This is a genomic window from Caproicibacter fermentans (assembly GCF_014303955.1).
Lineage (GTDB): Bacteria > Bacillota > Clostridia > Oscillospirales > Acutalibacteraceae > Caproicibacter > Caproicibacter fermentans.
In genome coordinates, this window is the sequence record NZ_CP060286.1 from 2,187,456 (window position 1) to 2,205,631 (window position 18,176).

Here is an 18,176-nt window from a genome sequence, read left to right on the forward strand (position 1 = left end):
GTCAGTCCTTTCCGAGGTAACGCTCCAGCAGCTTCAGCGTGTTCTTCACGCCGTCGGAATGGGACCGCTCGTACCCGTGGGAAGCATAGACCCCGGCCCCGATCAATCCGTGCTTCAGGTCGTAGCCCGCCGCAAGCGCGGCGTCCGCGTCGGAGCCGTAAAAGGGATAAATATCCACGGCATAGTCAAGTTTTTCCCGCTCCGCGCAACGAACCAGCTCCGTCGTAACCTCGTAATCGTACGGCCCGCGGGAATCCTTGGCGCAGATGCTGACCATGCGCTCGGTGCAGGCAAGACCCTTTCCCACGCAGCCCATGTCGACGCTGATGATTTCCTTCGCGTCGGCGGGCAGGGCGCCGCAGGCCCCGTGGCCCACTTCCTCATAAACCGTGATAAAGGCGTAAACCTTCCGGTTCAGGATAAGCTTTTTTTCGCTGATTCGCTTCGCAAGGCCCAGAAGGATCGCGACGGACAGCTTGTCGTCGAGAAAACGGCTTTTGATATATCCGCTTTTGGTCACCACCGTGCGCGGGTCGAAGCAGACGAAATCGCCGGTATGGATTCCGAGCGCCTCGGTGTCCTTTTTCTCCCTTACATCCTCGTCCACCACGACCTCCATATCCTCAAAGGTTCTGCTTTGCTCGGAAAATTTGCCGTTGACGTGAACGGACGGGTCGTTCATCTGGAGGGTTCCCTCATAGGTCTTTCCGCCGCGCGTGCGGATGCGGCAGGTTTCGGTTTCACAGTTGTTCGCGTTCAGGCCGCCGATGTTTGTGATGCGCAGTCTGCCGTTTTTCTTCACCTCCGCAACCATGCCGCCGAGCGTATCGATATGCGCCGAAAGAATCACCGGATTCCCCTCGCCGCCCAGGCCGCACACAACGCACCCCTTGTTGGTCAGGTACGGCTTGAAGCCAAGCTTTTCAAACTGCTCCATCGTGTACCGGGTCACGTCGTTGGTAAATCCGCTCGGGCTGTCGATCGCAGTCAGTTGTTTTAACTGGTCCAGAATATATTTCATCTCATCGCTCCCTGATTTTTATTCATTTTCCTACTGATTCTGTACGAGATTCTTTTGCTTATTTTTCCCCAGATTTGCAATCAGCCTGTTAACGGAGAACGGCTTTCCGTGCGCCGGAAAAATCCGCAGCGCACGGTTCAGTCTTCCTGCCGAACCTCCTGAAAAACCTCGACCCGGTTTTTGCCCTTGTCTTTCGCGGCGTACAGGGCTGTGTCCGCATGGTTGAAAAGCTCTTCCGAAGTCCATCCGATTTTCCACGCCGCCAGCCCGATGCTGACGGTAATGGGTTCCCGGGTAAACTCATAGGTCAGTTTTTCAAATTCGAGCCTGATTTTCTCCAGAAAGAGGCCGGCTTCGTCCGCCGCGTCGCCCGTAAAAATCACCGCGAATTCCTCGCCGCCGAACCTTGCCGTAAAGCGGTTCGAATCCACGTTTTGTTTCATCAGTTCCGCAATCGCATGAATCACGCTGTCGCCGTTTAAATGGCCGAACGTGTCGTTGACCTTTTTGAAATCGTCGATGTCCATCACCGCCAGAGCAATCTTATCCCCTGTTTCGGCAGAGGATCTTACCATGCAGTCCAGCGTATTCATAAAGATCGTGTTGCCGTAAAGGCCGGTTTTCTGGTCCCTGTTCAGCTGGTCCTGCATTTTCAGCTGGCTGAGGTAGCTCCGCGCGAGGATCCCGCTTTTCTCCTCCTGAAACTCTATGATGACGTTGCAGACTTTTTTGCACAGAAAAACTATGACAAAAGCGATGATGGCCTCCTCCGCAAAAAAATGATCCATGCCGAATTCGGGCGGAGAAAACCTTCTGAAAATCAGCGAAACCGTCAAAAACAAATAGCAGACTCGGCTGACGCGGTTGGTCAGCTTTTGATCGCTGTAAATCACCGTCGTAAAAATAGGGATGCCGAAAATGCCGAACGTGATGGAAAAAATATAATGAACGCTTGCCGCGACCATGCAGATAAACGCCAGCTGAACCGGCGGGATATAGTTCACCAGCCCGGAATCCGGCCTTCGCTTCAAAAGCAGATATCCCGATAGAATCGCACCCGTATTCGCGGCGGCCGGAATCAGAAGATAACGGAACAGATACCTTCTCATTGACGGCAGGGTCAGGCCGTTTTCCCGGATGATAAAGTACATGAAGAACTCCACCAGAATCATGATGCACGCGATCATGATATTGGCGCGAAACAGCAGCACTCTCCAGTTTCGATATGTTTTTTCAAAATGCTCCACGTTTTCAATACCTTTTTATGAAGTTCCCGACCGGATTTCCGCACGCGATCGATCTGGAAAAATCCTCGGCACAGAGTTTTCGAAACATCCGCAAATACCGCGCGGCGTTTCCACTATTATATTCCCATACTGGACCAATTACAACCAGATAAACTCAATTCGGACAAAGCCGCCTGAAATGCTGCCGAACGCCAAAGCTCACCCGGTCTCACCGGCGCCGCCGTCGCTTTCGGTACACGAACAGAGGCACGCCCAAAAGCAAAAACTTTTGAGCGTGCCTGCCGACGGTCTTTTTCGATTTTGATCCGGTTATCCGTGAATCGCGTCCTGATAGAATTCATAAGCCTCTTTGTCGTTGAAGCCCTCGTGGACAACCTTGCGGATGGCCTCGGCCATCTCAACGGGATGTTCGCTCTGGAAAATGTTGCGTCCCATATCAAGGCCGCGTGCGCCGCCGCTGATGGCTTTGTACGCCAGGGTCAGCGCCTCGTTTTCGGGCAGCTTTTTTCCGCCCGCCACAACAAGGGGAACCGGGCATCCGGCCACAACTTCTTCAAACTTTTCACAATAATAGGTCTTGATGATATTGGCGCCCATTTCCGCCAGAATGCGGGTAGCCAGCTTAAAAAACCGGTCCGTGCGCTCCATCTGCTTGCCGACGGCGACAACGCCCATCGTCGGAATGCTGTGGCGCAGGCCCGCGTTGATCATCTGCGAGAGATTGTCGATGCTGGAAAGCTGCCCGTCGGCGCCGATGAAGGTCTGCACCGCCATGCAGTCCGCGTTCATTCGGACCGCGTCCTCAAGATCGACCGCGTTCACTTCATGCGAAAGGTCGTCGTTCAGCATGGAGGAACCGGAGGTGACGCGCAGCGCGATCGCCTTGCCGCATTCGGGCGGCACGCAGGAACGCAGCGCGCCGCGGGTTCCCATTAAAACGTCTACGTGGGACATCAGCTTCGGAATCACCAGGTCCAAACGCTCCAGCCCCGCGGTTGATCCCATGAAATAGCCGTGGTCAAAGGCAAACATGACCGTGTTGCCCGTTTTGGGGTCGAAAATATTGGATAAGCGCTTTTTCATACCCCAGTCAAGATTGTTCGCACCCTTAACATGAAAACTGCCTTGATTTGCAAAAGGAACATCTACGGAATAATCCTTCGCAACCTTGAGTCCTTCCTTGTCAGCCATAATTTCAGATCTCCTTTTTTGTTTAGTTGTATTACTGATTCTCTGTAAACGATCTTCTTTTACAGCAAGGTCAGTTCACAGTCAATCAGAAGTTGTATTTGTCTACGTTGGAAGCATTGAAAACAACGCGCTCCGGAAGCAGGACGACGCCGTTGTTGGTATCGGTCGTTTTTGCTCCGGGAACCAGACTGTCGTTCGGCATAACCTCAACTTCGCCGATGCTCGGGATGTTGATCTTGTCGCCGACCTTCACCGTGTTGCCCGCCGCAAGGTACGCCGCCAGGTAGCAGCCCATCGCGCCCTGGATGCCGCAGTCCCACAGACCCCACTGCTCGATGACGTTCGCCTTGCAGTAGTCGCGGATGGAGTTCGGGGAAGCAAAGCCGGTAATTGTGATGTCTTTTTTGGTCAGGCCCGCGTTCTGAGCCGCTTTGCACTGGCCCGGCAATGCCGTTGAGTCGTTGCAGACGATCAGATCGATGTCCTTGTGGGCTTCCAGAATGGACGCGCCGACGGAAACAGCCTTTTCAGCGTCCTGCTCGGAATAGTAGTTGTCGGGAGCCACATTGACCCAGTTCGGATATTTTTCTTTGATATACTTTTCGCCCGCGGCCTGCCAGGAGTTCTGATCCGCCACGGTCGCCTGTGAGTAATGCCAGCAGTATTTGATTGCGTCTTTGGAAACGTCTTTGCCGCGCTTTGTCAGCGAATCGGCGCTCATGTCAACCAGCATTTTGCCGAGGATGTCCGGCGTTCCCTGGGAAACCATCAGCGCGCGGGCGTCCGTGGAGACGTCGGAATCCCATGTGACGACCGTCATGCCCGCGTCCTTCGCTTTTTTCAAAGCGGAGTCAAGGCCGGTCGCGTCGACGGAAGAGATGCAGATTGCGTCCGCGCCGCTGGCGATCGCATTGTTGACCACCTGTACCTCGTCCGCAACCGCGGCGTTCGGGCTGCCCTGGTAATCAACCGTGAAGCCCCACTGTTTGGAATATTCCTGTGCGCCGGCATTGGCGGATTCAAAGAACGCGTTGCCGGTCAGCTTCGGGATAAAAACGACTGTTTTTCCTTTCACGGATTTGTCTCCCGCGGCCGCGGACGCCCCCGAAGACGCCTTTGACTCCGCGGCGGAACCGGACGAGCCGCCGTTGCCGCCGCAGCCGGCAAGGGACGTTGCCATGATCGATGCTGCAAGTGCAAGTGCAAGAACCTTTTTCATTACAATAACCTCCTACAAAATTTTGTATTAATATGGCTTTTTACACCAAAAGCCGCTTGAAATTAATGCGCCGCGGTCTTCCCCCATCCGCGGGGCATCACGCCGTTCATGAAACGAACCACTTTCGAGTTGCCCGCCAGCGAACGGGCCGTAATCACGATCAGGAGCAGAAGCCCGACGGGGATGTCGAGGTACTGCGTGTTGATCTTAAAGCAAAGCGGAAGGCCGAAGCGGAGGATTCCGATGACCAGCGCCGCAAGCGCGGTGCCGATTACGTTGCCCTTGCCGCCCGTGCTGAGCGTGCCGCCCAGAACAACCGCCGTAATAATCTGAAGAGTAAAGGTTGCGCCGATATCGCTTTTCGCGGTGTCAAGATAAGAGGTAAGAACGATTCCCGCGATTGCCGCGCTGATTCCGGAAAGCACGTAGGTGCTCATGATCACAAGCCGGCTGTTGATGCCGGAATACTCCGCGGCCCGCGGATTGACTCCCACCAGAAAAACCTTTCTGCCGTACTTTGTTTTATGCAGCAGCAGGTAGGCAATCACCGTCAGAACCGCAAAGATGATGACCTGCTCCGGAATCACGCCGAACAGCTTGAACTGAGAAATCTGTCTGAATGAGTCCGGAAATCCGCTGATTCCTTTATAGCTTTCTGTCGCCGACAGTTTGGCAACGAGGAGAGCCAGCCCCGAATAAAGGAAGCCGCCGCCCAGCGTCACAACCATCGGCTGAACATTGCAGTAAGCCACGAAAAACCCGGAAAGCGCGCCGCACAGGGCGGCCGCGATGACGGCGATCAGGCAGGCGGCCCAGATGTTGAGGCCTCCGTCCTGCCAGACGACGCCGACAATAATGGAGGTAAACCCGACGATCGCGCCGGCCTGAATGTCGATTCCGCCCGTGATCATCACGAACGTAACGAACAGAGAGATAATGCAGATGGAAATAATGTCGTTGACACTGCCCAGCAATATATTAGGATTTAAAAATTTGCTGTTTTTAGCCCCGAAGATGACAAATTCCAGGAAAAGGATCATCAGCAGAGCGAATTCCCAGCTTTTCACGCCCCGTTTCAGGCTTTCCAAAGGTGAATTTTTCATTTCTGATCGTCTCCTTTCTTGGACTGCGCCCGGGCCGCCAGGCGCATATGACGGTTTTTGACCGCGGCGCGGTTTTGAGAGACCGCGTCCACCACCACGATCACGATCAGGAGAATTCCTGTAATGGTATTGTCGTAATCGGAAGAAAAGCCCAGGAACACCAGGATACGGCTGACGGAGGACATGATGACCGCGCCGATGGAAGCCCCGATCAGGCTGCCGAGGCCGCCGGTCAGGCTGATCCCGCCCAGCACACAGGCGGCGATTGCCTTCATTTCATATCCGTTGCCCGCGGTCGGTGTGATAAAACCGATGCGGGAGGAGTAGAGGATGCCCGCGACCGCCGAAAACACACCGCAGAGAACATAAGAGACAAATTTCGTGTTCACGGTCGGAATTCCGATCAGCGTCGCGCCCGCGGCGTTGTCGCCGACGGCGATGAAATACTTGCCCCGCCGTGTCTTTGTCAGAATGTAATGAGCCAGGATGACAAACGCCAGCACGACGGCATAGAATGCAGTCAGGTCGCCCACAAGCTTGGCTTTGGAAAGCATCGTGAAGGGCGCCGGCAGGTTTTCCACCCATGCGCCGCCGGTATAGACGTAAATCATTCCGCGGAACAGTCCCATGGTGCCGAGCGTAAAGATCAGCGACGGGATGTTCAGAACCGCCACGCCAAAGCCGTTGATGACGCCGGTCACGACGCCCACCATGACCCCGGCGAGGAATGCGGCGGCCCAGCTGCTTCCGTTGCGCAGAAGCGTGGAGGTCACCGCGGCGGAAAGGCCGAGGATCGCGCCGATGGAAACATCGATTTCCCCGGTCAGGATGACAAACGCGATGCCGACCGCGAGAAGCGTAAAGACGACGCTGTCGTTAAAACAGTTCAAAAGGCTGGTCGGGGACAGAAACGAGCTGTTTACCATTCCGACTCCCGCGAATAGCGCGATGAGAAACAGAAAACTGGTCATTTCCCGTATTTTCAGGATTTTTTTTACGGTGTTCATACTTCCGCCTTCCTTCCTCCGGTCACGCCAAAGGCGGCGGCCATCAAATTATCCTGGTTGATTTCCTTCTTGTTGAATTCCAGATTGATGTGCCCCTGATAGACCGCTACGGCACGGTCGGCCAATTCAATAATCTCTTCTATGTCGGATGAGATCAGCATAATTGCGACGCCCTGTTCCTTCAGCTGATGAATGATCGTATAGACGTCTCCGCGGGCCGCCGCGTCGATGCCGCGGGTGGGCTCATCCAGAATAATCAGCTTGGGCTGCGTGGAAAGCGCCCGGGCAATCACGATCTTCTGCTGGTTTCCGCCCGAAAGGCTGCCTGTCAGCTGATCCTGCCCCGTGATTTTGATTCTGAAATCGTCGACGTATTTCCGGGTCAGTTCATATTCCGCCTTCCCGTTCAGGAACATTTTTCCCATGGAAGAATCGGAAAGCATCGCCGAGGTCGTATTCGCGGCAATGTCGCTGATTTTAAACAGTCCCAAAAGGTGGCGGTCCTCCGGCACATAATTGATGCCGGCCTCCAGAACCTTTTTGGTCGGCAGTCCCGTGATGTCGCGCCCGTCCAGGATGGCGCTTCCGCCAAGGACCTTATCCATGCCGAAAATGGTGGTGGCCAGTTCGGTTCTTCCGGCTCCGACCACTCCCGCGACGCCCAGAATTTCACCCGGATAGATTTCCAGGTTAATATTGCTGAAACCATAGCCGGAAAAAGACTTCAGTTCGAAAACAGGCTTCAGCTTTTGGTAATCGAGTTCGGCGCGCTCAGCGGTCTGCCGTTTTTCGTTCTGCTCCGCCATGTTCGGCGGCAGCAGGCCCTTTACCAGCATTTCGCGCGTAAAGTCGCCGACCGGCCCGTTCAGGGTAATCACCCCGTCGCACATAATGGCGACATGGGTCGCGATGTCGAACACTTCCGTCAGGCGGTGCGTGATGTAAATAATTCCGATTCCCCTGGCCTTTAAGGTTGCGATGCACTTAAAAAGGCTTTCCACCTCGTCAAAGGTCAGCGCGCTGGTCGGCTCGTCAAAGATGAGCACGCGGGAATTGCGGAGCAGCCCGCGCAGAATTTCGACCAGAGTCTGTTCGGCGATGGACAGGCTGTTCGCCTTGCGGTTCAGGTCCAGGTCCCAGCCGATCTCCTTCATCTGGTTCACCAGCCTTACGTGAAGGTCGGCCGCTTTTTCACGAAAGCCCGCGATGATGTTTTCCTCAACGGTCATGTTCGGAAAAAGCATCGGCTCCTGCGGAATCATATAAATTCCCTTGCTAAGCGCGACGGACGGCTTTGTAAGGTTTACCTTTTCGCCATCGACGTAAATTTCCCCGCGGTCGGGCTGATGGATCCCCATGATAATTTTCATCAGGGTGCTTTTTCCGGCGCCGTTGCCGCCGATCAGCGCAACCACCTCGCCGGAATTGACATTCAGATCAATGCCCTTCAATACATTGTTAAGCCCAAATGCTTTGTGAATCCCGCGGACAGAAATAATTGCTTGATCAGAAAATTTTTTTTGGGATTCTGCCATTTTTCCCCCTCCATCCACAGAAAATGCAGATTACTATGTAAATCTGGCTTCCTGTAATAGTAGACAAATGTTTGAGCGATTGATTTTTATCTTGTCCTCATCATACGATATTTTAAAACAAATGTCAACACTTTTCATTTTTGTATTCCGTAAATTTTAGTATTGTTTTTGTTTTAACCGGCTGTTCGTCGCTGTATTCAACAACTTATTCCTGATAATATCACATATTTATTATGATTTACACCAAAATTGCGGAGCCTTTTCAGAAATTGAGATTGACACCAATTCGGAATAATGCTATACTGTTTATCGCAACAAAAGTTTAATTAAGATACATTTGTTAAACCTGGGTAACTTTGCTCTTGCTTTCAATGTTTTATTCTGTATCATATAAGGTAAAGTATTCTTTTGGAGATGAAAACATATGGACTATGAGGAAATCCTGGCGGTCAAGACCGCGTGGTATTACTATATGGAAAATATGACGCAGCAGCAGATCTCTGAAAAGCTGGGCGTTTCCCGCATCCGGGTCATGAAAATCCTGGAAAAGGCAAAAAAGGACGGCATAATTCAGTTCAAGATTCGTCAGGACGGCGAACAGCACATGCAGGTTGAGCGCCAGCTTGCCGACAAGTGGGGCCTGAAAGACACGTTCGTGGTGCCGACCCCGCACATGGGTGAAAATCTGAACGAAACGATTGCAAAGGCCGCCGCGATGTATATCAGCCACCGGATCTCTGAAAACTGCTTTATCAATATGGGGTACGGCGATACGCTCAGCAAGATTCTGAATCACCTTGCCACCATGAACGAATTCACGGTTTCCGTCGTTTCCCTGACGGGCGGCGTCAGCTACTATCTTCCCAATGCGCAGTCGCACACCTTCAATGCCAAGCTTTACCTGATTCCGACCCCGCTGCTCGTTTCCTCGAAAGAGATGGTGTCGGCCATGCGGGAAGAACCGTCCGTCAGGGAAATTTTCCGCATGGTCCGGCTGGCTTCCATGACGCTGGTCGGCATCGGAGGAATGGGGGACGACGCGACCGTTTTGGAAAACGGAATCCTCAGTAAAAACGATTTTCTGTATCTGTCCATGAAAGGCGCCGTCGGGGATGTTCTGAGCCATTTCATCGACAAGGACGGCGTCCCCGTCCAGACCCATGTGGAAGACCGGCTGATCAGCACTTCCCTGAAAACGCTCCGGGAGCTCGACAACGTGGTGGGGGTCGCCGCGGGAGCGTCCAAGGTGGACGCGATTCGCGCGGCGCTGCGCGGAAAATACATCGATATTCTCATCACGGACGAAGAAACCGCGTTGCGGCTGATTGAAGAAGATAATTCTGTATAAAATAATCATAATAAGTATCAAAGGGGAGAGAGGCAATATGTCGCAGAAATATTTGCTGGCTGTGGACGCGGGCACGGGAAGCGTCCGAGCCGTGCTTTTTGATCTGAAGGGAAACCAGCTGAACTGCGCGCAGCACGAATGGGAACACAGGGAAGATCCCCGGTACCCCGGCAGCATGGATTTCGACTGGGGCTACAACTGGACTTTGGCCAGGGACTGCATCAAAGAGGTCCTCGCTCAGTCGAAGATCGAACCGGCCGAAATCGCGGCGATTTCAACCACCTGCATGCGCGAGGGCATCATCCTTTACGACGCAGAAGGAAAGGAAATCTGGGCCTGTGCGAACGTGGACGCCCGCAGCACGGAAGAAGTGGAGGAGCTGATCCGCAAGGATCCTCAGCTTGAAAGGGAACTCTACGCGGAATCCGGCCAGTCGTTCGCTCTGGACGCCCTTCCGCGCCTGCTGTGGATTAAAAATAAAATGCCTGAAATTTATCAGAAGGCCGCCGTGCTGGGCATGTTTAACGACTGGCTGATTGATAAACTGACCGGCGTGCTCGCGATCGAGCCCAGCAACGGAAGCACGACAGGTATTTTCGACCTGAAGAAAAGGTCGTGGGATCCCTCCATCGCGGAAAGATGCGGTCTGCGCACCGATATTTTTCCGCCCGTTCAGGAATGCGGCAGCGTTGCCGGCAAAGTTTCTGAACAAGCCGCCGCCGAAACCGGTCTGACCGCCGGAACGCCCGTCGTGGTCGGCGGGGGCGACGCGCAGCTGGGCTGCGTGGGCGTCGGGGTCGTCGGCCCGAACCAGGCGGCGATTTTTGGCGGCAGCTTCTGGCAGTATGAGTTCAACACGGCAGAGGCAAAGACAGACCCCGACTGCCGGGTCAGGGTAAACTGCCACGCAGTGCCGGGCCTATGGCAGTACGAGGCGCTGGCGTTCAAGCCCGGCCTCGTCATGCGTTGGTTCCGCGACGGTTTCTGCCAGCTTGAAAAACAGCAGGCGGAAGAAACCGGGAAGGACCCTTATTTCCTGATGGATCAGGAAGCCAAAAAAATCCCGGCGGGATGCTACGGCATGCTCTGCGCCTTTTCCGACGTCATGAACTTTATCCGCTGGAAGCACGCCGCCCCCACATTTACCAATTTTGAGCTCGATCCCGACAAGTTCAACCGCTACACCTTTTACAAGGCGATTCTGGAAAACACCGCGATGGTGACGAAAGGGCACCTCGACCTGGTCCGGGAGTCCACCGGAAACATGCCGCGGGAGGTCGTTTTCGCCGGGGGCGCGTCCAAAAGCCCCGTCTGGTGTCAGATTCTCGCCGACGTGCTTGGCCTTCCGGTCCGGGTACCCGTTGTCAAGGAAGCGACCGCGCTCGGGGCGGCGATTCTTGCGGGCTTCGGCGTTGGAATTTACGGCAGCATCCAGGAGGCGGCCGGCGAGCTGGTTCAGTGGGACAAAATCTATCGGCCCGATCCGAAAAATCACGAAATCTACGAGCGAATCTATCCTGACTGGAGAAAAGTGTACGCCGCGCAGCTGGAGCTGAGCAATCAGAATCTGACCAAGAGCATGTGGAGCGCACCCGGTCTTTAAAATACTGGAGGAAATGATCATGTACATTGTTGACGAGAAAGACAAAGAATACCGTTTCGGCGACAGCGGCCCCAAATACCTGATGAAAGGTCCCCGAATGAACCTAGCAATCGTTCAGTTTCAGCCAAAGCAGGATTTTAAAGCCCACTTTCACCGCATTATGGAAGAAAATTTTTATATTCTGGAAGGCGAGGTCGACATTGTCGTCGACGGCGTCGTAAACCATATGAAACCCGGCCAGTTCATCCATATTGAGCCCAACGAGGTGCACTACTGCATCAACAGCTACGATCAACCGGTCAGGATGGTTTCCACCCTCGCGCCGTTCCAGGAAATCGACAAAGTGGAAATCGACAATTATACCTATTGACAGGCACGGAGGTCTTATCATGAAAACGATTCATGCAGAACCCATTACCGCGGAGAACTGGGCTCCGTACGGTTACCTTGCGGACATCGCGAACCCGGACGGAGCCTACGCTTTGGGCGGGGAGCCGGTCGCGTTTCACCGGGACATGGCGCTGGCGCCCATGGCGAGCGCCGCTCCCGCGGCATTCGGCTCGCTGAAGGTCGGCAAGCGGCCGATGGTGATTGAGGATGTGGAATACCATTCCTTTACGGTTGAAGTCATGATGCCGATGGACGACGACATGGTACTTTACGCCGGTCCCGCCAACGGCGGGACGCCGGAACCGGAAAAGCTGAAAGCTTTCGTTGTTCCGGCGGGTACGCTGGTCGTGTTCCGCGCCGGCGTCTGGCACGGCGCGCCGTACCCCGTCGGGCGCGACGCCACCGTGCTGATCTGCCTGCCGGAGCGCACTTACCTGAACGATACCAAAAAGATTCTTCTGGAACAGGCGGACAAAATCGCCGTGGAAATTTAAATGCCGTAACAAAAGCACCGAGCGCGGATGATGGTCCGCGCTCGGTGCTTTTGTTACCGCGCAATTTTCAGGCGGCAACGGTTTCTTTTGGAGAAACGAGATCCCTGTTGCGTCGCGGACGCCGTCCCCGAAAAAATCGCCGTGTTTTTCAGGGCGTTTCCGGAATAGAATCCTTTTGCGCAGAACAGACAGGCTCCTTTCCCGGCCGTTTAAGCGGCTTCGCCGACCCGCCTCCGCGCTGCGCATATCCGTGGTTCCGCTCGGCCAAGGAACCTCTTGCCGGCAAAAGCGCACCGGTTACCCTCAAAAACGCGACCGGACGGCCGATTTCTCTTTTCATCCCGCTTCAAAACCGTTATACTGGTTGCATAAGGGGTGGTACCATGAAGGTTCGGATCGAAGTGGCCGACAATCTGAAGGAAGACGAAGTACTGATCCGCTGCGGCCGCGTGGATGAGTCGATCCGGAAGATTCACCAGTTTATTCTGGAGCAGTCGCAGTCGGGGCCGAAAATCACCTTTTACAAGCAGAATCAGGAGTACTACTTTCCTCTGGAGGACGTCCTGTTTTTTGAAACGGAGGGCGACCGCGTTTACGCTCATACGGCAGACGACGCGTATTTCATCAAATACCGTCTGTACGAGCTGGAGCAGATGCTCCCCCGCAGCTTCGTGCGGGCCGCAAAATCAACCATTGTCAATATCCGGCGGATTTATTCCATCACGCGGAACCTCACCTCCTCCAGCCTGGTTCAGTTTTCAAACAGCCATAAACAAATCTACGCGTCGCGGTTTTATTACAGGGAACTGCGGCAGCGCCTGAACGAAAGGGGAAACTATGAAGCATAGAAATTGGTTCTGGGGCATTTTCTTTCTGGCGTCGGCGATTTTTGTCATCGCAAGCCAGATCGGCGCGTTTGTTCAAATCGGATTCTGGAGCCTTGCGGCGACCGTCATGCTCGCCGCGGTTCTCATCAGCAGTTTAACGGACCTGAACTGGTTCGGAATGTTCATTTCGCTTGCGCTGCTTTATCTGATCTATCAGCAGCCTCTTCATCTGGTTGCATTTTCTTTCTGGCAGCTTCTTCTGGCGGCTTTGTTCGCCTCCATCGGGTTCAGCATGATTTTCCATCCGCACCATCATTACTGGTGCCGGTATCATCACGGCTGGGACGGGGATTCTTGCACCCGTTCGGAGGAAAACATCGACGGCAACGAGATCCTTGTGAAAACAAGCTTCAGCGAATCCTGCAAATACCTGCATTCCGACAGTTTAAAAAGCGCGAATCTGTCCTCGTCGTTCGGCAAGCTGAGCGTGTACTTCGACCAGGTTCAGCTCAGCCCGGAGGGCGCTGAAATCCGTATTAACGAAAGCTTTGGCGAAATGGTTCTTTATCTTCACAGGAACTGGCGCATCATCGACCACGTCCACGCGGCGTTCGGCGCGGTAAACAGCGACAGGAACGACGTACCGGCCGAGCCGGGCGCGCCCGCCGTCACGCTGACCGGCAGCGTTTCGTTCGGAAACCTGAGCATCCGTTACGTGTAAAGGCTTTCCGCACAACGGCCCGGCTGTGAAATCACAGCCGGGCCGTTCGGATTGTACTGAGGTCCGTTTATTCCGCCTTCAGCAACCCCATCGCCGACTCTTCCGCGAACTGGCGGCTGTACAGCGTGTGGTAATACCCCTTCATCCGAAGGAGCTCCTCGTGCCGGCCCCTCTCGATGATTTTGCCGTCCTTCACGACCAGAATCAGGTCGGCGTGCCGGATCGTCGAAAGGCGGTGCGCGATGACAAAGGAGGTGCGCCCCTGCAGCAAATGAGAAATCGCCGCCTGAATCAGTTGCTCGGTTCTGGTGTCGATCGAAGAGGTCGCCTCGTCCAGAACAAATATCGCGGGGTCCGCGAGAACGGCCCGCGCAAACGAAATCAGCTGCTTTTCCCCGGTGGAAAGGCGGTCCCCCCCCCTCGCCGACGACGCTGTCAAACCCGTCTTCCAGCTTTTCCACCACCTTGTCGGCGCTGACGGCCTCGGCGGCGCGCAGCACTTCCTCGTCGGTGGCGTCCAGCCTGCCGTAGCGGATGTTTTCCCTGACCGTGCCTGAAAACAAATGGGGGCTCTGCAGCACATAGCCGATGTTGCTGTGCAGCCAAAGCTGGCTGCGCTCCCGGTAATCGCGCCCGTCGATCAGGATCTTTCCCGCGGTCGGTTCAAAAAAGCGGCATGCCAGATTCACCAGCGTGCTTTTGCCCGCGCCCGTTTCCCCGACGATCGCGACCGTGGTGCCCGCGGGAATCGTCAGGCTGAAATGGCTGAGCACATCCTCGTTCCCGTCCGGATACCGGAAGCTGACGTCCCTGAATTCGATATTTCCCTCGATGGGCTCCCAGTTTTCCGTGCGCGGATGAAACAAATCCCCGTATTTTTCGGTAACCTGAGGCGATTCGACGATTTCGGGCTTTTGGTCCAGCAGTCCGGTGACGCGCTCGATATTCGTCTGCACCGAAATCAGTTCCGAAAAATTGCCCGCAAGGTGCTGAATCGGCTCAAAGATTCCAACGGCATACGCGGTAAAGGCGGAGAGCGTGCCGAGCAGCATCGCGTTTTGCAGCACCAGATTCCCGCCGCGGTCCAGCACCAGGGCCGTCGCGACCGAGCTGAGCAGAAGCGCCAGCGAAATATACACCGCGCCGAGGCGCGCGGCGCGGATGGAGGAAACCTTCATCTCCCGGGTAATTCCCGTAAAATCCCGGTCGTTCTTTTCTTCAATCACCAGGGTCTTTGAGGTTTTCGCACCCATGATGCCTTCGTTGAACGCGCCGGTGATGCGGGAATTCGTCTTACGCACCAATCGGTTCCAGTACAGGATTCGGTTCTGAAAATACCAGGTCAGCAGCACGATGGCCGGGACGACCAGAATGACGATCAGCGCCAGCCTGACATTCAGCACCAGCATGGCGCCGAAAACGCCCAGAACGTAGACGGACGCCCACAGCATGTCGAAGACATTCCACGCCACCAGGTCGGAAATTCGGTTGGTGTCGCTCATGACGCGCGTCAGGATATAGCCGACCGGCGTAACGTTATAGTAGGAAAACGAAAGGGTCTGCAGATGGACGAAGCACGCCCGTTTCAGGTCGCGGCCAAGATGCATGTCGATCCGCATGGAGCCGCGGGTGAACAGAATCACGCTGACTGTCTGCAGCGTAATCGTGACCGCGTAGACAAGGGCGAACAGCGGCAGCCCGTTGATCGTGCGCGCTTCGATAAAATGGTCGATGGCATACCGCTGAAACAGCGGCAGCAGGATATCCACCAGGGCGCAGAAAAGGTTCAGCGCGCAGACCATGATGACGGTTTTGCGGTAGGGCTTTAAATAGGGAAGGATTTTTTTCCAGATTTTCAGGTCAAAGGCGTTGCTGTACTCCTGTTCGTCATAACCCATTATACGACCTCCTGTTCCAGCAGCGACCGGTCGCCGCTGCTCATCTGAATATCATGGATTTTTTTATAGATTCCGTTTTTGCGCAGCAGCTCCTCATGGGTGCCGATTTCCTCCACGGCGCCGTCCTCCAGCACCAGAATTTGATCCGCCTGCATCAGCGTCGTAATCCGATGGGAAATCAGGATGACCGTCGAATTCCCCAGATTCGCTTTCAGGGCCTCGCGGATTTGCTCGTCCGTTTCGGTATCCACGGCGGAAAGGGAATCGTCGAACACCATAATGGGCGCCTGCTGCATCAGCATGCGCGCAATCGCCACGCGCTGCTTCTGCCCGCCCGAAAGCGTGACTCCGCGTTCCCCCACAATGGTTTCGTACCCGCTGCCGAAGCCGTCGATCGCGCTGTCGACGCAGGCGATCCGCGCCGCGCCGCGCACCTCTTCCAGCGAGGCGCCGGGTCGGGTCGCCCGGATGTTTTCCTCAATGGTGCGGGAAAACAGAAACGGTTCCTGCAGCACGATACCGATATTCCTGCGCAGCCACGAGCGCTGAATTTTGGAAATGTCCGTTCCTCCCACCGTGATGCTGCCGCACTCCAGCGGAAGATCGTACAGCCGGTCGAGCAGATGCATCAGCGTCGACTTTCCGCTGCCCGTTCCGCCCAGAATGGCAAACGTGCTGCCTGCGGGAATCGTAAAATCGACATCCTTTAAAACGGGCTTCTGCCCTTCATAGCAGTAGTTGATATGGTGGAACGCGATGTCCCCGTTCATGGGCGGACGCAGAGCGTTTGCGTCTTCTTCCTCTTCCTCCGCGGCCAGGATGTCCGCCACGCGGTTAACGGAAACGCCCGCCTTGCTCATTTCGGACAGAATTCTGCCGAGCCCCCGGACGGGCCAGATCAGCGTGGTGTTGTAAGATACGAACGCCAGAAATTCACCCAGCGTAATCCGGCCGTTGACCGATTCCATAACACCGGCCACGATTACACAGAGGATTTGAAGGCCGGTGATCAGGTCGCCGAGCCCCCAGTAGGTGCTCAGCAGTCCGCCCAGCCGGATCCAGAGATTCGCGAAGCGGTCGTTGCGTTCGTCGAAGCGGTCGATTTCGTAGCGCTCCCGGCCGAACGCGCGCACCACGCGGACTCCCGTTAAATTCTCCTGTACCGTGGACGACAGCTCCCCCTCGGCTTCATCCGCTTTGCGGAACCGCTTAGCGATTTTCGAATAGAAAATGCAGGAGTACATCAGCACCAGCGGAATAAAGGCCAGGGCCACAAGCGAAATCGTCACGTTCATGGAAAACATGATCGAGATGGAAAGGATCACCAGAAACGCGGTGCGAAACACCTCAAGCATCTGATTGCTGACGAAATTGCGGATCACGTCCACGTCCGACGTGCAGCGCTGAATGATTTCCCCCGTCTGGTGCTGGTTGTGCCAGCTGTACGGCAGGCGCTGGATATGGAGAAAAAGCCGGTCCCTCAGGCGTTTGATAAAGGATTCCGATCCGTTTGCCACCCCGGTGCGGCTTAAGTAATTGCAGACGCCCGATAAAACCGCGACCGCAAGAATAACAGCCGCGAACAGCAGCAGGCTCCGCGCCGGGTTTTCACGGGCACGGGCGGAATTCAAAATACCCGTGAGTAATCCGGGAAGATCCTCGGTTTGTTCTCCCGTAACAAAATCGACCGCAACTCTCACAACCTGCGGAATCAGCGAATTCAGCGTTGTGTTCAGGATGCTGAAAACCAAAGCGACGGCAAAAAAGCCGACGCTTTTTCTTAAATAATGCCAGACAAGCGCTTTGCTCTTCATACTCTTCTCCTTCAATAAAATCCCTTATGGGCAAAATAAAAAAGCACCTCTGCTCGTCAGAGATGCTTTAACCGCCATATTTACGCCGTTCTTTACAGAAAAGCGCAAAAATCCCATCGTAAACGGGGGACAGGCAAAAACACTTCTGACAAAAGGCCGAAACGGACCTTACGCGCAAAATTAACTGCGGTTAACTCTCTCATTTTGCCTGCCTCCTTTCATCATCTAAAATTACAACGCACCTAGTATAACCCATATTTTTCTATCTGTCAATTCCTATTTGACTGCAGCCGCTTTTCTGATCTCAAGGCCCAAGACCCGGGGAACCAAGAGACGGCTTTTTTACATTTTGACGGTTCGTTAAACATTTATCAATTTTACCAAAAATAAAATTTATTCGGGCGTATAATAATGCGATAGTTACGAATGTTCTGAAAAGCCTTTACAAACCCATTTTGTATTGTTATGATGGTCACACTAAGGTCAGGTTAACAGAAAATCGCTCTGAACATGAAGATTTTTAGATGGCAGATGAAGGTGTGTTCTGAATCAATCGGGAACTTTTCGCTCTAAAAGTATTCACTGCGTACTTCATTCGGTTTGAGATAAAAACAGACGGCAGAGGCCGCGGCACTGTTCAGCCTGCGATTCAGCTCTATGCCATCGGAGTCTTCTCCTCTTTGGGAGAGCCCGATGTTTTTTTATGCCTTCCCCGCTGTTCCGGAGAGCTGTTGGAACGATTCCGGGTAAATTATCAA

The 18,176-nt window shown here is 54.4% G+C and carries 15 protein-coding genes and 1 pseudogene; 6 read left to right on the forward strand and 10 right to left on the reverse strand.

Annotation, left to right across the window (positions count from 1 at the left end; translation table 11 throughout):
* Nucleotide 1: 1 nt before the first annotated feature.
* The 7 genes from HCR03_RS10760 to HCR03_RS10790 all read right to left on the reverse strand — a co-directional run bounded on the left by HCR03_RS10760 (nucleotide 2) and on the right by HCR03_RS10790 (nucleotide 8,323).
* A complete protein-coding gene (locus HCR03_RS10760) occupies nucleotides 2-1,021 on the reverse strand; it encodes a M42 family metallopeptidase (RefSeq protein ID WP_187034215.1) in 1,020 nt (339 codons plus the stop codon).
* Nucleotides 1,022-1,158: 137 nt separating this feature from the next.
* Nucleotides 1,159-2,268, reverse strand: coding sequence for a GGDEF domain-containing protein (locus HCR03_RS10765; RefSeq protein WP_083210022.1), 1,110 nt, complete (start codon nucleotides 2,266-2,268; stop codon nucleotides 1,159-1,161).
* Between the two features lie 309 nt (nucleotides 2,269-2,577).
* On the reverse strand, nucleotides 2,578-3,459 hold the full coding sequence (gene lsrF / locus HCR03_RS10770; protein WP_066644560.1) for a 3-hydroxy-5-phosphonooxypentane-2,4-dione thiolase: 882 nt from the start codon (nucleotides 3,457-3,459) through the stop codon (nucleotides 2,578-2,580).
* Nucleotides 3,460-3,544: 85 nt separating this feature from the next.
* Nucleotides 3,545-4,678: a substrate-binding domain-containing protein gene (locus tag HCR03_RS10775; protein ID WP_066644543.1), complete on the reverse strand. Its 1,134-nt coding sequence runs from the start codon at nucleotides 4,676-4,678 to the stop codon at nucleotides 3,545-3,547.
* Nucleotides 4,679-4,740: 62 nt separating this feature from the next.
* Nucleotides 4,741-5,781: an ABC transporter permease gene (locus HCR03_RS10780; RefSeq protein WP_066644541.1), complete on the reverse strand. Its 1,041-nt coding sequence runs from the start codon at nucleotides 5,779-5,781 to the stop codon at nucleotides 4,741-4,743.
* Nucleotides 5,778-6,788, reverse strand: coding sequence for an ABC transporter permease (locus tag HCR03_RS10785; RefSeq protein WP_187034216.1), 1,011 nt, complete (start codon nucleotides 6,786-6,788; stop codon nucleotides 5,778-5,780). The genes HCR03_RS10780 and HCR03_RS10785 overlap by 4 nt, the downstream gene beginning before the upstream one ends.
* Nucleotides 6,785-8,323, reverse strand: a complete 1,539-nt coding sequence (locus tag HCR03_RS10790; RefSeq protein WP_066644536.1) for a sugar ABC transporter ATP-binding protein — start codon at nucleotides 8,321-8,323, stop codon at nucleotides 6,785-6,787. The genes HCR03_RS10785 and HCR03_RS10790 overlap by 4 nt, the downstream gene beginning before the upstream one ends.
* A 424-nt stretch (nucleotides 8,324-8,747) precedes the next feature.
* Between HCR03_RS10790 and HCR03_RS10795 the strand changes: the two genes are divergently transcribed.
* The 6 genes from HCR03_RS10795 (at nucleotide 8,748) to HCR03_RS10820 (ending at nucleotide 13,706) form a co-directional block, all read left to right on the forward strand.
* Entirely contained in the window at nucleotides 8,748-9,671 is a 924-nt protein-coding gene (locus tag HCR03_RS10795; RefSeq protein WP_066644531.1) for a sugar-binding transcriptional regulator, read from the forward strand.
* A 37-nt stretch (nucleotides 9,672-9,708) separates the two neighbouring features.
* The gene (lsrK, locus tag HCR03_RS10800) at nucleotides 9,709-11,274 is read left to right on the forward strand and encodes an autoinducer-2 kinase (RefSeq protein WP_187034217.1); all 1,566 of its coding nucleotides are present in this window, start codon (nucleotides 9,709-9,711) and stop codon (nucleotides 11,272-11,274) included.
* A 19-nt stretch (nucleotides 11,275-11,293) separates the two neighbouring features.
* Nucleotides 11,294-11,644 carry a cupin domain-containing protein gene (locus tag HCR03_RS10805; RefSeq protein WP_066644529.1) on the forward strand — a complete coding sequence of 117 codons (351 nt, stop codon included), beginning with the start codon at nucleotides 11,294-11,296 and terminating at the stop codon, nucleotides 11,642-11,644.
* 19 nt (nucleotides 11,645-11,663) lie between these two features.
* Complete coding sequence (locus tag HCR03_RS10810) at nucleotides 11,664-12,158, forward strand: ureidoglycolate lyase (protein ID WP_156991307.1); 495 nt, start codon at nucleotides 11,664-11,666, stop codon at nucleotides 12,156-12,158.
* A 383-nt stretch (nucleotides 12,159-12,541) separates the two neighbouring features.
* On the forward strand, nucleotides 12,542-13,006 hold the full coding sequence (locus HCR03_RS10815) for a LytTR family DNA-binding domain-containing protein (protein WP_066644526.1): 465 nt from the start codon (nucleotides 12,542-12,544) through the stop codon (nucleotides 13,004-13,006).
* Complete coding sequence (locus HCR03_RS10820) at nucleotides 12,996-13,706, forward strand: LiaF transmembrane domain-containing protein (RefSeq protein WP_187034218.1); 711 nt, start codon at nucleotides 12,996-12,998, stop codon at nucleotides 13,704-13,706. Before HCR03_RS10815 ends, HCR03_RS10820 begins: the two co-directional genes overlap by 11 nt.
* A 67-nt stretch (nucleotides 13,707-13,773) precedes the next feature.
* On the opposite strand, the gene HCR03_RS20580 is transcribed toward HCR03_RS10820, so the two are convergent.
* From HCR03_RS20580 to HCR03_RS10830, 3 genes and pseudogenes are all read right to left on the reverse strand, one after another.
* A complete protein-coding gene (locus tag HCR03_RS20580) occupies nucleotides 13,774-14,289 on the reverse strand; it encodes an ATP-binding cassette domain-containing protein (protein WP_407926869.1) in 516 nt (171 codons plus the stop codon).
* Nucleotides 14,234-15,604: pseudogene (locus tag HCR03_RS10825) on the reverse strand (ABC transporter transmembrane domain-containing protein); the annotation flags it as partial. The gene HCR03_RS20580 and the pseudogene HCR03_RS10825, both read right to left, overlap by 56 nt.
* Nucleotides 15,604-17,418, reverse strand: a complete 1,815-nt coding sequence (locus HCR03_RS10830) for an ABC transporter ATP-binding protein (protein ID WP_187034219.1) — start codon at nucleotides 17,416-17,418, stop codon at nucleotides 15,604-15,606. The pseudogene HCR03_RS10825 and the gene HCR03_RS10830, both read right to left, overlap by 1 nt.
* Nucleotides 17,419-18,176 lie beyond the last annotated feature (758 nt).